The organism is Nanhaiella sioensis (assembly GCF_046557775.1).
In the GTDB taxonomy this organism is placed as follows: domain Bacteria; phylum Bacillota; class Bacilli; order Bacillales; family SM2101; genus Nanhaiella; species Nanhaiella sioensis.
Genome location: NZ_JBKAEG010000001.1, coordinates 1,709,615 through 1,725,572, shown reverse-complemented (window position 1 = coordinate 1,725,572; position 15,958 = coordinate 1,709,615). Strand labels below are relative to the sequence as shown.

The 15,958-nt window shown below is 34.5% G+C and carries 14 protein-coding genes; 8 read left to right on the top strand and 6 right to left on the bottom strand.

The window, feature by feature from the left end; all coding sequences use genetic code 11:
* The first annotated feature begins 135 nt into the window (after positions 1-135).
* From pxpB to rlmD, 6 genes are all read left to right on the top strand, one after another.
* Positions 136-864: a 5-oxoprolinase subunit PxpB gene (gene pxpB, locus V1503_RS07915; protein ID WP_410626121.1), complete on the top strand. Its 729-nt coding sequence runs from the start codon at positions 136-138 to the stop codon at positions 862-864.
* A 38-nt stretch (positions 865-902) separates the two neighbouring features.
* Positions 903-1,664: a 5-oxoprolinase subunit PxpA gene (locus tag V1503_RS07910; protein ID WP_214484001.1), complete on the top strand. Its 762-nt coding sequence runs from the start codon at positions 903-905 to the stop codon at positions 1,662-1,664.
* Between the two features lie 3 nt (positions 1,665-1,667).
* The gene (locus V1503_RS07905) at positions 1,668-2,675 is read left to right on the top strand and encodes a 5-oxoprolinase subunit C family protein (RefSeq protein ID WP_410626119.1); all 1,008 of its coding nucleotides are present in this window, start codon (positions 1,668-1,670) and stop codon (positions 2,673-2,675) included.
* A gap of 109 nt (positions 2,676-2,784) precedes the next feature.
* Entirely contained in the window at positions 2,785-3,117 is a 333-nt protein-coding gene (locus tag V1503_RS07900; RefSeq protein WP_410626117.1) for a hypothetical protein, read from the top strand.
* 741 nt (positions 3,118-3,858) lie between these two features.
* Positions 3,859-4,773, top strand: a complete 915-nt coding sequence (locus tag V1503_RS07895; protein ID WP_320259431.1) for a diacylglycerol kinase — start codon at positions 3,859-3,861, stop codon at positions 4,771-4,773.
* A 235-nt stretch (positions 4,774-5,008) separates the two neighbouring features.
* The gene (gene rlmD / locus V1503_RS07890; RefSeq protein WP_410629409.1) at positions 5,009-6,400 is read left to right on the top strand and encodes a 23S rRNA (uracil(1939)-C(5))-methyltransferase RlmD; all 1,392 of its coding nucleotides are present in this window, start codon (positions 5,009-5,011) and stop codon (positions 6,398-6,400) included.
* A gap of 16 nt (positions 6,401-6,416) precedes the next feature.
* On the opposite strand, the gene V1503_RS07885 is transcribed toward rlmD, so the two are convergent.
* The 6 genes from V1503_RS07885 to V1503_RS07860 all read right to left on the bottom strand — a co-directional run bounded on the left by V1503_RS07885 (position 6,417) and on the right by V1503_RS07860 (position 11,982).
* Entirely contained in the window at positions 6,417-7,895 is a 1,479-nt protein-coding gene (locus V1503_RS07885; protein ID WP_410626115.1) for a recombinase family protein, read from the bottom strand.
* Positions 7,892-8,065, bottom strand: coding sequence for a hypothetical protein (locus V1503_RS07880; protein ID WP_410626113.1), 174 nt, complete (start codon positions 8,063-8,065; stop codon positions 7,892-7,894). Before V1503_RS07880 ends, V1503_RS07885 begins: the two co-directional genes overlap by 4 nt.
* Before the next feature lie 622 nt (positions 8,066-8,687).
* On the bottom strand, positions 8,688-10,202 hold the full coding sequence (locus V1503_RS07875) for a recombinase family protein (RefSeq protein ID WP_410626111.1): 1,515 nt from the start codon (positions 10,200-10,202) through the stop codon (positions 8,688-8,690).
* Entirely contained in the window at positions 10,199-11,596 is a 1,398-nt protein-coding gene (locus V1503_RS07870; RefSeq protein WP_410626109.1) for a recombinase family protein, read from the bottom strand. Before V1503_RS07870 ends, V1503_RS07875 begins: the two co-directional genes overlap by 4 nt.
* 15 nt (positions 11,597-11,611) lie before the next feature.
* Entirely contained in the window at positions 11,612-11,770 is a 159-nt protein-coding gene (locus V1503_RS07865) for a hypothetical protein (protein ID WP_410626107.1), read from the bottom strand.
* Positions 11,771-11,853: 83 nt separating this feature from the next.
* Positions 11,854-11,982: a hypothetical protein gene (locus V1503_RS07860; RefSeq protein WP_410626105.1), complete on the bottom strand. Its 129-nt coding sequence runs from the start codon at positions 11,980-11,982 to the stop codon at positions 11,854-11,856.
* A 741-nt stretch (positions 11,983-12,723) separates the two neighbouring features.
* Between V1503_RS07860 and V1503_RS07855 the strand changes: the two genes are divergently transcribed.
* Together V1503_RS07855 and V1503_RS07850 are read left to right on the top strand one after the other, a co-directional pair.
* Positions 12,724-14,055, top strand: coding sequence for a hypothetical protein (locus V1503_RS07855; protein ID WP_410626103.1), 1,332 nt, complete (start codon positions 12,724-12,726; stop codon positions 14,053-14,055).
* The gene (locus tag V1503_RS07850; RefSeq protein WP_410626101.1) at positions 14,039-15,955 is read left to right on the top strand and encodes a phospholipase D-like domain-containing protein; all 1,917 of its coding nucleotides are present in this window, start codon (positions 14,039-14,041) and stop codon (positions 15,953-15,955) included. The genes V1503_RS07855 and V1503_RS07850 overlap by 17 nt, the downstream gene beginning before the upstream one ends.
* Positions 15,956-15,958 lie beyond the last annotated feature (3 nt).

The following is a 15,958-nucleotide window of genomic DNA, read 5'->3' as shown; positions in this document are numbered from 1 at the left end:
GAGTATTTAGCAAATAAACTGTATACTCGCTACTATTTTAGTTGTATAGAATTATGGTTGAAAAAATGTGTGGGGTCACGTCGAACATTTATCATTATTAACCTCCCACAATGACAAAAATATAGGGTGATCGATTTGAAGCCATTTGCATTTTATCCTATTGGTGATTCAGGAATAAAGATTCAATTAAGCGATGATATCTCGTTACATACTAATAAGAATGTTCATCAAGTCTGTAAGGTGTTAGAGGAGAGAAAGGTAGATGGAATCGTAGAGATTGTGCCATCCTACCATTGCTTTTACGTATACTATAACCCACTGAAACTGAAAATATTTCATATTGTCGATTCAGTAGAGCATGCCTTTCACCAGCTTGGAGCTCAAGTTGAGGAGCAGAATGAGGTCGTTTTAGTCCCAACTTTATATGGTGGGGAATATGGCATAGATCTCACTCGAGTGGCGCAAGAAAATGGTGTTTCAGAAAGTGAAGTTATTCAAATACACTCCAGTATAGATTATTTTATATACATGATGGGTTTTTTACCTGGATTTCCTTATTTAGGCGGAGTTGAGGAGGCAATTGCTACACCTCGTCTTACAAATCCTAGAACAAAGGTTGCTGCTGGTTCTGTTGGAATTGCTGACCGTCAAACAGGGATTTATCCAGTTGGTTCGCCAGGTGGCTGGAACATCGTTGGGAGGACGCCTTTACCACTTTTTAATGCTGACTCTGCAAAGCCATTTCTTTTTCATGCTGGACAGTATATTCGCTTTACACCTATTTCAGAGGATGAGTTTTACTTTATTCAGGAACAGGTGAATAACGATACGTACGTAGTGAAGGTAGTAAAAAAGTATAACTAAAAGAGCTATGACCATAGGGATAAAGAGGTGACTTTATGTTGAAAAGCATTGACTTAAACTGTGATTTAGGAGAGAGCTTTGGTGCATATACGATCGGGCAAGATGAGGCTGTCCTTGAGTATGTGACATCTGCAAATATTGCTTGTGGATTCCACGCTGGGGACCATAACGTCATGGCCAAAACAGTAAAACTTGCAAAGGAAAAAAATGTAGCTATCGGTGCTCACCCAGGGCTTCCAGATTTAATTGGCTTCGGTAGGAGAGAAATGAAAGTGTCTCCGGAAGATGTATATCATTTTGTTATCTATCAACTAGGAGCCTTACAAGCATTTTGCACAGTTCATAATGTAGACATGCAGCATGTGAAGCCGCACGGAGCACTGTACAATATGGCTGTAAAAGATAGACAAATTGCCGCTGCTATAGCTAAGGCCGTTAAAGCTATAGATCCACAGCTCATCCTTTTTGGTTTAGCAAACAGTAAGCTTATCGAGGCCGGCCATGAACTGGGATTAACAACAGCATCTGAAGTATTTGCTGATCGGACATATCAACAAGATGGAACATTAACACCTCGCAGTGAACATAATGCACTCATTCATGATGACAATGTAGCAGTCAATCAAATAATTGGTATCGTTCAAGAAAAAACTGTAACGGCTATAACAGGAGAAAATATACATTTACATGCTGACACAGTTTGCGTTCACGGGGATGGTCCACAAGCGTTGATGTTCGTAAAGAAACTGTATAAAACATTAACAGACAAAGGATTTTCAATTAATAAAGTAGGTGGCTAGTATATGGGTAAGCCAATATTTTTTGTGAAAAAGAAGGGGTTATTTACAACATACCAAGATTTAGGTCGATATGGCTACCAAAAATATGGGGTGCCTGTTTCTGGTGCAATAGATCAATTGGCATTAAAGGTAGGTAACTTATTAGTTGGAAATTCCATACGTGAAGCGGGAATTGAAATTACGATGCTTGGGCCACTATTAATTGCAGAAAATAAATGTCTCATAGCAATCACCGGCGCTCATTTAGGAGCAAAAATAAACGGCAAGCCAGCACCATTGTGGAAAGCATTTTTGTTGAACAAAGGTGATGAACTCTCATTCTCTGGTCCGCAGGAAGGTATGCGTGCTTATATTACTGTAGCTGGTGGCTTTGATGTGCGTACAGTAATGGGAAGTAAATCAACTTATGAAAAGGCTGATATTGGCCAAGCAATCGATGATGGAGATATTATAAAATGTAATAATTCATATGAAGAGCACACGAAATCAAAACTACATCAAAACGGTAATGTCATACGAAATCATTGGCTTGCAACACATACTGTCCCTACATACGGAAAACATATTGTTGCTCGCATCATTAGTAGCCCTCATAGGGAACAATTCACGAGCACAAGTTTAAAAACATTCGCTCAAACTACGTATACTGTTAAACAAGCTGATCGCATGGGCTATCGCTTAACATCACCTTCACCCATTGAACATAACATCGGTGCGGACATCATCTCTGAACCAATACCAGTTGGCACAATCCAAATATCTGCAAACGGTCAACCTATTATTTTAATGTCCGACAGACAAACGATAGGTGGTTATACAACGATAGGAACGGTCATCACTGCTGACATACCAAAAATCGCACAGCTCCCACCAGGTGGCACGATTCAATTTCAAGTTGTTACTGTAGATGTTGCACATATGCTAATAAAAGAAGAACGCACGATGCTTGCTCAAATCGCTTTAGGTGTAACTGGATGTGGGGCACAGGCTTTAGCACTTATAAATGAATGATTGTAATATAACGTAAATGTATTTGGTGCAGGTCTATTGAACTTGAGAGTGTGAGGAAATGAAATAGTTAGACAGTAAAACTATTAATTTGGATAGTAAACAAGCCAGTTTGGACAGTAAAACACCAAAGTTGGATAGAAACCTAACTAGTTTGGACAGTAAAGCACCGAAGTTGGATAGAAAACTGGCTAGTTTGGACAGTAAAACACCGAAGTTGGCTAGAAAACGAGCTAGTTTGGACAGTAAAGCACCGAAATTGGCTAGAAACCCAGCTAGTTTGGGCAGTAAAGCACCGAAGTTGGATAGAAACCTAGCTAGTTTGGACAGTAAAGCACCGAAGTTGGATAGAAAACTGGCTAGTTTGGACAGTAAAACACCGAAATTGGCTAGTAAACTAGCTGAAACGAACATAAAGCTACAAAATGTTATTGAAATTGTCTAAATTTCAGTAAGCTGAAAAAAACAATCAAGGTTCGATTGCTGTTTTCCAATTAAATCGTCTCCATTTATTTCAATTTTACAAACTTTACATGTGTAGCATGTTAAGTTGACACAAGGTCGCTTGAGTAAGGAACATTTTACTCTTCTGAAGGCGTTGGTTTTCAACTGCTCGTTCCCTATCTTTTCCTCACCCATTAACATCTCTGCAAGTGGATTAATTATCAGTGAACAATTGTATATCTCGATCAACAACTTTAAGAGGCTTTTTTTGAATGTGTATTTTTTTGTAGGGGTTTTAATCAATTTAGGGTGAAAATATAGTAGCAAAAGCAAATGTGCTTTTATATTTCGAAAATCTTTATTTGGCTTTCTTATGTTAAATGTTATTGCAGCGAATATTTCTTCTCGGTAATAATCCCTGTAACTTTTTACTTAACTGTATGAGAGAAAATTCAACTTAAAAATAGTATTTTCAAGTGTCACCGAATGTTCAAATACAGTTGTCGTATCTAATAATTTTTGTATTCTATGTAGAAAGAAATAATCTTCTTGTATGAACTGCTAAAGACAATCATACATATAAAAATATATAGAATTATTTAAGATAAAATTGATTATTTTGTACAAAATGTATAGTGCATAATGGTTTACAAATTCTTTGCATCAAAACAATCTTTGAGCTATGATGTTAAATGATGGAATGGAAACGCCAAGAGACATAATAATAAATAGGATGATGGGTATGAAAAGAGCGCGAATTATATATAATCCAACATCAGGACGCGAAGCATTTAAGAAGCATTTACCTGAAGTACTTCAGCGGCTTGAACAAGCTGGTTATGAAACCTCATGTCATGCTACAACTGGTGAAGGTGATGCAACAAAGGCTGCACAAATTGCTGTAAAGAGACGTTATAACCTTGTAATAGCAGCTGGTGGAGATGGAACGATTAACGAAGTTGTGAATGGAATTGCAGAACAGCAATACCGTCCTAAATTAGGGATTATACCAGTAGGAACAACGAATGATTTTGCGAGAGCAATCGGTGTACCTCGGTCAATTAATGCAGCTTGTGATATTCTCGTCGAAGGTGAACCGGTACCAATTGATTTAGGTAGAGTTAATAAGCAATACTTTATTAATATTGCAGGTGGTGGCCGCCTAACTGAATTAACGTATGAAGTACCTAGTAAGTTAAAAACGATTCTAGGACAGCTAGCATATTATTTAAAAGGGATTGAAATGCTACCTTCAATTCGTCCTACAGAAGTGGAAATTGAGTATGATGGGAAGTTATTTGAAGGAGAAATCATGCTTTTTTTAGTAGCAAACACAAACTCTGTAGGTGGCTTTGAAAAACTAGCTCCAAAATCAACATTAAACGACGGCATGTTTGATTTGCTTATTTTGAAAAAAACAAACCTTGCAGACTTTATTCGTATTGCTACATATGCGCTAAGAGGAGAGCATATTCGTGACCCGAAAGTGATTTATGCAAAAGCCAACCGCATTAAAGTGCAAACACATGATAAAATGCAATTGAACCTTGATGGGGAGTACGGTGGCTTAATGCCAGGTGAATTTGTAAACCTCTATCAGCACATTGAAGTATTTGTATCGAAAGATAAAGCCGCGAAAATGAAAAAAAAGTCATAGACTGTGTTTCGGTTGAGAGGGATGACACAATCGTTTTCAAGTAGGAACATAGCTCAGCATATTCATTTGTAGAAGTTGTAGCGGAAGCTGCTAGCTAATGTTTCTCCATGGTAAGTTATTGATAGGCCGTCATAAGCGGTCTATTTTTGATGGTCATGAATAACCTTCAGGTGCTCAGCACATGCAATTTATGTTACAATCGTTTCAGTATTTTATTGAAAAGGAAGTAGTCATGATGACAAAGGAAATAGCACCTATAGCAAAAAATGAGTTTGTGACGGTAACGTTTGAAGACCTTACTCATGATGGAGCAGGGGTCGCAAAAATTGATGGGTTTCCATTGTTCGTTCCACAGGCATTACCTGGTGAAACGGCTAAAATAAAAGTAATAAAAACAAAAAAAGGCTATGGTTTTGGGCGCTTAATCGAAATAATTGAACCGAGCAAGCACCGAGTAGAGCCAATCTGCCCGATATATAAACAATGTGGTGGTTGCCAATTGCAGCATATGAGCTATGAAGGGCAGCTTTCAGCAAAGCATAAGCAAGTAACAGACGTTTTAACTCGTATCGGACATATAGAAAATGTGACAGTGCACCCAGTCATCGGTATGAACGATCCATGGCGCTATCGGAATAAAGCACAGGTTCCAGTTGGAGAACGTGAAGGAGGACTTGTCGCAGGATTCTACCAACAAAGATCTCATGAAATTATTGATATGGAGTCTTGTGACATTCAGCACGAGCAGAATGATTTTGTCGTGCAAAAAGTTAAGTCCATTTGTGAAAAATATGGCGTTCGTGCGTATGATGAGAAAAAGCATCGTGGTACACTACGTCATATTATGGCTAGGTACGGTCAAGTTACAAAAGAAGCTATGATCGTACTCATCACCAAAACGGCGGACATCCCTCAAAGGAAAAAGATAATAAAAGAAATCGTGGAAAGCATTCCAAACGTAAAATCTATCGTTCAAAACGTCAACACAAAACGGACGAATGTTATCTTTGGTGATGATACGTCGGTTCTTTGGGGAAATGAATATATTTATGATTATATCGGCAACATCAAATTTGCCATATCCGCACGATCATTTTTTCAAGTAAACCCAGAACAAACAAAAGTACTATATAACAAGGCGCTAGAATATGCAGAGCTTACTGGTGAAGAAACAGTCATCGATGCATACTGTGGCATCGGTACGATCTCCTTATTTTTAGCACAAAAAGCTAAACAAGTATACGGAGTTGAAATCGTACCAGAAGCAATTGAAGATGCAAATAGAAATGCACAGTTGAACAACATATCAAATGCCGAATTTGCAGTAGGAAAAGCCGAAGAAGTCATTCCAGCATGGTATGAACAAGGCATACACGCAGACGTCATGGTGGTAGACCCACCACGTAAAGGCTGTGATGAAGAACTACTAAAAACAATTATCGATATGAAGCCTAAACGAGTCGTTTATGTGTCATGTAACCCGGCAACGTTGGCAAGAGACTTACGAGTGCTTGAAGCAGGGGGATATGAGACGAAGGAAGTACAGCCTGTTGATATGTTTCCGCATACGGGGCACATTGAGTGCGTCTCGCAGATCGTTTTAAAAGAAGCAGCAGGCCCTAAATAGGGATTCCTGCTGCATTTTATTCGATTATTGGAGCCGAAAAGCGATAGTGAATATTAAAACTGCTGTCTTCATTTACTTCAATACGATTGACTAGTCGAGATAAAATCTCTGGTGACAGCTCATTAAAGTTAAGGAAGCTGAGTAGTTCTTCTTTTAACTTTTCTATACTATCTATAACTTGTTCATCCTCAATTTTTGATAATAACTCATTTTTCTTTTTAACTAATTGTTCGATTTCAATATTGCTTGCTTCAACGTTTTCACGATAATCTTCATGAGTTATTTGTTCGTCAGCCAACATATTAATATATTTACTTTTCCGTCTTTTAAATACAAGTATTTGTTTATTGGCTTTGTCTATTCTTTTCATAAGATCATGTTTAGATTTCTTTGTCTTTAGCTCTAGTTGCTTGAGATATTCTTCTTTATTAATTTGTTTCACTAACAATTTAATGTCGGTTAAAATCGTATTTGTAAGATGCTCCTCTTTTACAAAATGACTACTGCAGGCTTTCTTACCATGCCGTGCGTAATTGCCACAAATATACCCTTTTCGGTTACTACGATACCACAATCCTTTACCACAATCAGCGCAGTAAAGAATGTTAGTAAATAGGTGTCTCTTAGGTGCAGTAATATATTTAGTTCTTACTTTCATTTGTTGCTGAACAACATTAAACATTTCTCTTGGAATAATTGCTTCATGAGTATCTTTGTGGATGATTTGATGTTCCTTTTTAACTTTTTTACGTTTCTTGCTTGTAACACTGACTGTAGTTGTGCGCCCCTGAACTAAGTCACCAACATAATGAGGATTTGATAAAATAAGTCTAATGGTCGAGTCATTCCACTTGTCATTAGCATTTTTTTTACCAGCAACTTCAGCAGGAGTAGAAATACCATCGTTATAGAGCCCTCTTGCTATACTTTCTCGTCCAGCTCCACGTAAATATTCGTTAAAAATCCTCCTAACGATATCAGGTGAATCGTCATTTCTAATATGCAACTTTCCACCTCTAACTTCATAACCATACGGAGGGCTAGATCCCTTAAAGAGCCCTTTTTGTGCTCTAGTTCGCAAAGTCTCTTTCACACGGTTACTCGTATTTTCTGATTCTTGTTCATACATCCATGCGTAAAGTCCAAACATATTAGTATTTCCAGTTGTGGTATTAATGGCATTATCTAAAGTGATGATATGGATGTCTTGATTCTCACATAAATTTTTTATTTTATATGAAAGCTCTCCGTTCCGTGCTAATCGAGAAAGTTCCTTAGCCAAGATTATATCGAATTTTTTCTCTTCAGCATCTTTAATCATCTTTTGAAGATTTTTTCTCTTCGCTGTAGTTCCAGATTGGACATCCACATAGAATTCGTAGATGTCCCATCCTTGTTCCTTAATATATCTATAAAATAGTTCTTGTTGATACTTCAATGATGCTTTTTGTTCCTCTTTATCGGTTGATACACGAATATAAACTGCACATCTCATAGTAAATCCAACCCTTCAGGTTTATTTTGAGATGTAGCAGTGCTTACCTTGTTAGCATTATTAACAATTTCATCAATTTTATTATGAATAATTAAACTAATAAGTTCGTTAAATCCAGTTTTTGGATCGGTATAAATTCGTTTAGCAATAGTCTTTTTTGTGTTCTTCATCTTTTTTCCTCCTTTCCAAAGAAGTAAATAAATGAAGATCTATAGTATGAATAGGTAACTTCCTTTTGAATTTTTGAGTAGGTTTATGGTTGTGAAATAGTGACCTTGCATAATAATTAATATTTGTATTCATAAAGATGATCCTTTCTTACATTAGTTGTGAAAAATAAAAAGCCGCAAAGTATTAGCTTTAATGAGCTAATTAAACTTTGCGGTTTTCGCTTTTCTTGTTATTTTGTTTTTTGCTAATTTAATTTTCGGTTTTCATTATTTAATCCGATTTTTCTTACTCACAATATTTGTAAACCTTACAAATACTATATGTCTTTGGGGTTTCTTATTTCGAGAACATCTCCTTCCTATTCAAATTAGTAATATGCTTTATGGTTAACATAGTATATTGTATCTTCGTTTTTTTATATTTTAATGCTATTTTTATAAAAAATATATTTTTCTTCGGTTTTTTGACCAAGAAGAATATTTATGATTCGATTTTACAACCATCGAAGTATACTTCGATGGTTAAATAACCGAAGAATTGCCTCCAAAAACCCTTGATTACAAGGGTTTTTGATGTGTGTATATCTTAGAGTCAAAAATTCAATGGCCTATCTTCGGTTTTTTAACCAGACAAATCCTCGACCTTGTTAATTTTTTCGGTAAAGTAACTAGTTACATTTTCCAAAGACACAAACGGTGAGAGTCTGTAATTAATCTCTAATTCATTGTCTTTTTGAAAGTTGACTTTTACTTCTTTAAAATACATGAGAAAAAATACTCTCAGTTCTGTATCTGTAAATTTAAAGAAGGAGTGTTTTTTTAGTTGTGTAACAAATTCATAGAAATAATCGTCATTTAAAATTCTGCTAATTTCATCCTTGGTGCTATTCAAATAGATGATGTCATTCTCAAAGTTTTTCTTAGCTGAAACAAAGACATCTCCTAAATCTTTGTCTGAAGCAATTTCGTTGGCCATTATTTTTTCGTTGTATTGTATTTTTTCTAGTTGTTTTTTAAGCATTTTTTCTGATCTGTCTAATTTCACTGACCAACCTTTTAGTTGTTTGTTAGCAGTTTCAGCAAAACTACTTAGTTGAGTAGACCACTTATTCTTCAAGTCATTTAATATAACGTTATGAATTTCAATAATTGGTAGTGAATTCTTACACTGATTACATCTATAAATCATATACATGCCTTTTTTACTTTTTGGAGAGTTATCCTTGGCTATCATTATACTATTACAATTACAACATTTGATTAAATTACGAAGGTAATAAGGTGTTTCCATTTTTCCATGCTTTTCTTTTAATTTGTTCATTTGTTTAACAAGATGTGCTAGAGTTACTGAAATAATTGGCTCATGCACTTGTTTAAATAATTCAATATCTTTATCAGGTTTAGGTTTACTAAGATCATATTTTGTTCTTACATACCATGCTAGGTCACCATTATATACTTTATTGTTAAGAATATAACCAATGGTGCTGCTGTTCCAAAATATAATCTGTTTCGTTGTTATAGAACAGCGATTTAAATGGTTAGCGATTTTTTGATGTGAGTAGCCCCAACTTGCAAGATAGTAAATATATTCAATTACTTCAGCATCTTGATTAGGAAATAGACATGCGTCTATCATATCGTAACCAGCAGGTGATTTTGAGCCAGGACGCTTACCAGCAGAAAGTGAATTTTTCTGTGAATCTTTTGCTCTCGAAGATTTAATCTCTGATTCTTCTGATGCAAAAACTAATTTAGATTGAACTAATGGATTATTAGGATCCCAAATTCCAATAGATTGAGTACTGTAGAATCTTGAATCAGGGTATTGACCTATAATTGGTAAATAAAAGTCGTAATAAAAATCCGTAATACTTCTAGTCACCCGTGATTCCTCATAAAAACAAATCGCTATTACACCTTCATTAAGATATTGAAAGATCTCTTGAATACCTTTTCTTTTTGAAACATTATTGTGAAAAGCGCTTGTAGCCTCGTCTATACACCAAGCTACAATGTCAATACCTTCTTCTTCAGCAGTTAAGAGAATTTGTCTCTTTTGTATATCTAATGAATGATTTCCATGCTGTTTTGTATCCGAGTATCGTAAATATCCTATACCTCTCACTTTTTTCATGAAGTCTCAACTTCTTTCATGTATTTTGCTAGGAATAGTTCAACACTTACATGATCATCATAAATAATAGCCTTTTTGACTAGTAGTTTAATCAACTTAAATATATCCAGTTTATCCTGGTCATGATCAAAATCAAATATCATAGCTTTTATGTCTTTTATCTCATGTTTTAGTTTTAAAAGACTAGCAAGGTCATTATTTATCAATTTGTATTGTTTTTTTAATTTATAGATTTCTTTTAAAATTTGTTGGTAATTGAATCCTTTTGACTTTCCTCTAATGCTTATTTCTATAGATAAATCGTCACAACGTTTTGAGATTTTCTTTTGTTCTCGAACTAATTCCGTACTTCTAAGTTTAATCCCTTCTTCCATTAATCTCTTAGAAATGCTTGGGCTAATATTCTCCACATGTTCTAACACTGTTTGTGTAATTACATCATTAAATTCTTTAATGTCCATAAAATTTCTCTTATGCTTAGAACTGCAAACAAAGTAGCCAACATCAAGTACGTTTTTCTTCTTATGTTTCATAACTTGTTTACACATCCCACACTGTGGAATGAACTGGATCTCTGCATTGACATCATGAACTTTATTTTTGTATTGGGTGTAGAAGCTATTAATAATTTCATTAACTTCAGTAAACAATTTTAAACTAATGATAGGTTCTACATAAGAAAGTGGCTGATATCCACCACCATGTGATTTATGATGTCCAGAGTAAAATGGATTTCTAAGTATTTTTAATATCTTATCAACATTGTTTATTCCTTTTCTACGCTTAATGAGGACTTCAAAAAATTGATCTTCATTTTCCACTTTTTTTAAATCTTTAAATAATACTTCAATAGATTTTTTTTGCTCATGATTAATGACATACTTTACATTTTCTTTTCCTTGTTCTTTTCCTTTTATGCGTTTATATCCGAATATTCTAGAGGGATACAGCATTCGGGCATCAGCTGTACGAGTCCGAATGTTTTCACCTTCAACTTGACTAAATATCCCATACAATGCTTCAACACTTAGTTTTCCACTAAAGGGTGGTTCATTACTTGCGGTGTAAACTACTTCAACACCATTGTTGAAAAATATTCTATTAATATCCACACACTCATAAAAGTTTCTAAACAAACGATCGCGTTTATAGACAATTAATTTTTTAACCTCCCCATTTTTAATTAAATCAATGACCTTCATTAAATCTGATCTTTTAGTCATAGGGAGTTGTGTAGCTGATACATCTTTATCACGGAAAAAATAAATTAAATCTTCATCACCATTCAATCCGATTGATTTCAAATACCTTATAGCAGCAGTTTCTTGGAGCTCAAGACTTTGTGTTGCAGAACTTACACGTCCATAAACTGCAATAATATTAAGTTCTTCCATAAAATGTTCCTTTCATTATCGGTTTTTACTAATTAAAAGAGTTCGAAGTTTATCATCATCACGAGTTAAGTGGTTTAAAAGTGCCTTTTCAATGAATCGCTCTAGCCATAATTCAGATTCTGAAGACAATTCTTCTGAATAGGTGACTTTTACAACTCTGTACTTTTCACTCATATTTATCCCTCCAGTAAAAATGGTTGATATCCATCTTAGCCTGAAGGGACATTATTTATACCAGTGAGAATTTACTTCCTTTATCACTCTGAATCAATCTCTAGAGATAATTGAGATCCTTCATTTTGTTTGATATTTTTACCCTTTCTAGGTTTAATAACTACCTTAGTTTTATAGCCGGGAATTTTTAGCTTTTCTATTATTTGGTTCATAATCCCAACCTCTTTGCCGGATAAACAATTTGATTATGGCTTTGGATATACCGTCAGATTCACATTGTTCTAAACATCGATAGTGCCATATAAGGCTGTGCTTTCCAATATCCATCATCGAGGAAGTCCTCCTTTCTATATTTTTATACACTGAGTAGTGTGTAAATATAATAATTAGTATTAATGAATATTCTTATAGGACTTTTGTCCTGTTTTGTGTTTTGGAATTAATATTTTGAAATTTAAGGGAGACTAATTTTTACAGAAGAATTAAAAGCGTGCTTTCATTGGTGAGTTTTTTAGATATGTTTGTGTCCATAAGATTCTGAGGAAATAGGATAAAAGATGTCTAGTGGTAGAGTCCAACTGTGCATAATACGTGAGATCCAGCAGCGTGAACTTGCTGTCGAAAGCTAAATCCACAGACGTGTTATACCTACACACTGATACTGTTTTTTAGCAATATATCAAACAATTGGATAAACACTACTATCATCATATTTGTTTGAAACAAAGATTTTTCTCCCCATAAATGAATAACACTCCATGAAAGTATTAATCTATCTATCCTTATATTTTTGGTATGTCTTGTCAATAATTTATAACAAAGGGGTGGTAATATGGATAACAAACAATTCGTAGAATATTTTTTATGGCTATGAGGCGTGAAATAGTGAATTTTCATAGAATTAGGTTTAAAAGGGTTATTGTAGAATTTAGAATGATTTGGAGGGACAACTATTGACATCAACGTTATCTTGGACTAAATTCGGACCATTAGAAGAAGAGACTACTATTCTTGATCCGTTAGCTTTTAATTATTTTGCTCAAGTACTAGGTAATGTGATTCTGCCTAGTTTTACTACAAGGACATCTAGGGCACGTTATTACAGTATGGTATGTTACGGCATTTATATATCTAATCTACATCTTAAAAAAAAAGACAAAATTAATTACGAGAAGGACGTTTTAAATGCTTTTAAATTATATGAGAGATTTTGGGCAAGGGCAATTGTTGAACATTATAAAGGGAAATTATCTGAAGGTGATGGAAAAGAACGAGATTTTAGAGGCAAACGTCCTGCAATAAGCTCTTACAAAGATAATACCTTTTCACTCCATTACCCTTTTCTTACAAGGCAGTTAGAGTTAGGTGGATTAGGAGCGTACCGAACAAGTCTCGAAGATTTAGAGTTAATTAAAGAAGATCTGAGCCTTACTCATAAAGGATTGAAACTTGCGGAAAACTTTGTTAATACTAGCAGGTACGACAAACTAGTACTTCAAGCGATGAATAAAGAAAAGATCGTCTTTAAAGAAGGGAATGCAACTATTAAATCATTTGGCTTTCATGGATCATTGGACGCAACGACTAATGAGGCAATAGCAAAAAAATTTGTGCCAAGTCATCAGGATGAAATAATTTTATTAAAAGAATACATTTTGGATCATCCCAAAAATGCTGCTGCTGTTACATTTATTTATGAGAACCAAAGTGCAGGTAAAGCCATTGACGTAATCGTGCAGATTTCAAATAAGCTTGCCCAAACTGAACAGGGAACAAAAGTAATAGATGGATTTAAAACGGTACTTGCCTTTGAACAATTGGTAATTATCATAAACCGTATTTGGTGTGCGATTATTCGGACTGCTGAAGAGCATTTGGGCACAATTAATGTTACCCAAGCTGTCAGTGGTTGCAGAGATTATCTTGATATTCTTACAAGTGAGGGGCAATATATCAAACATTTCTTAGAACAAAAAGAATACATGATTATAGCGAATAGCTTACATGGATCGTCATTTGCGGTTTTATTAAACAGTTTTCAGAAAATGAGCTATGATCGATACTGCGATTTCCTCATTGAGTTAATCAAATATCATGCCAGTGTTATGAAAAGAAGAAATAGTGGGCCGTGGATTATTCTTGATGGTAACGATATTGTTGTTACTACTGGCTATGATTATCCTAAAAAAACAGAGAAGCTTCCATTTTTACATAGTTTCAAAATACCGAATATCTTGACGTTGATAAAGGATACGGGGTGGGTACCAAGTGATAAAGTATACTGATTTTTTCGAGTTACTAAATACAGAAAAAGAAGATCCTGTAGCAGCCCTTTTTATGACATATGGATTTGATGCTGAGCTATTTGAATATTTTGTTCTCCCAAACTTTTTAGGGATCATTGGAAATTCCGATGATAGAAAAGAAAAAGCTAGATTTCGTCATCAAATTGCCTTGAAATTAAAGGATATACCTGTAACTGTTTTCTCAGATGGAAAACAGTATCATGGCGGCAGGACTTTTTTATATGATCATATTACGATTTCAACACAGACCTTTCATCCAAAGAGTTACCTACTTTTATATAAGACTTTTTTAAGGGTGATTATTGCGTCATGTAATATATCTAAGGGTGGGTTATGTTTTAATGCAGAGACGGTATGGTATGAAGATATTAAACTAGACAAGCCTTCTAGTATTTCAAAAAATCTTTTGAAAATTTTGATATGGATTGCAGATCACTATGGTACCCAGGGTAATGATGCAATAAAGGAAATTATAAGGTTCTTAAAAGAAACAACTGTTTCTGGCGAAGAATTCCCAAAGTTAGTATCGACGGTTAACAAGAATTGTGTGTTTCGAACCCTTTTTTCTGTAATACAAGAAGTAAACGAAGAATGCGAGAGTATTTCGATCTTGTCACCCTTTTATGAAAATGATAGAGATAGGGCAGTAGAGAAATCATTATTAATTGAGTTTTCCGATGAATTTAAAACAGCTTTTCCAAAGGCAAAGATGAAAATCTATTTTCCTGCCGTTAAAAGCCAAGAAGAAGGTCTCTATAAAGTGACAGCTCCAGTTAACATTTTTGAAGAGGTTTATACTAAATATAAGGATATTGAACTTAATGTTATTCATAGGGAATGGCTACGTGAGGATGATGAGCCTGTTCTGCGGGTATTACATGCAAAAATCATTATGTTCGAATTAAAGAGTGGGAAGAAGCTAATATTGAGCGGTTCAATTAATTTTACGAATAATGCGATGAGATCGAAAATTGGTGCACTTAAAAATATTGAAATTGGTGTCCTTGAATATGGAAAAAGTAATTTTGAATTCCCCAATAGCACATTAGTCCAAGTAAAAGATCTTTCTTATGAAGATAAAAAAGTTAGTGAAAAGAGTATGGTTATCTTTGTTGAAAGAGCTGTATTAGATGAAAAAAAATTAATGATAATACTGCTAAAGGAACAACAGACTGTGCCATTTAAAATTGAATATCAAAACCATGCCATCTATGAATGGAATGGGAAGGAAGATACGATTAGTATTGAAGCCTTTCACTTAAAACAATCACAGGATTTACATATTATCTGTGCGGACTATGATTTTTACGTACCAATTGAAGTTATGAGAAAGGATGAAATTGTAACTGACGATCTAAAGCTATCCTTTGAGTTAAATATTAAGGATATTATAGATTTTCTTGCTGGAAAGTATAAGAGCATTTCAGAGATTAAGAGGTTAAAAAGGGTTCAAGGAATAAACACCATTGAGGGAGTTGGTGAACTAACTGTTTACTTCAAATATAATCTACAAAGATACTATAAGGCGATGGCCTCGTTAAAACAAGGGTTAGAATTACCTTATTATACTGAAATGGCATTTAAAAACTATTTAGCAAATCCAATCGGATTAAAAAATCTAATCTACTTAATTGTAGAAGATTTTAAGGAAGGTAGGTCCAGAAATGAAGAAACATTCCTATTTTTAGTTGAGATTGAGAATGTAATTAATCATTTACAGTTTCCTGAAGATAGACTTGACAAAGATTTTAAAAAGCTTGAGCTTCAAAAGATGATGATTGAACCTATTATTATTCGAAAACGTATTTATAAGAAGTCTAAGAAAACTATTCGGGAACAGTTTGATGTCATGTTAAAAGCATATGGATTGGGAGTGTAATAG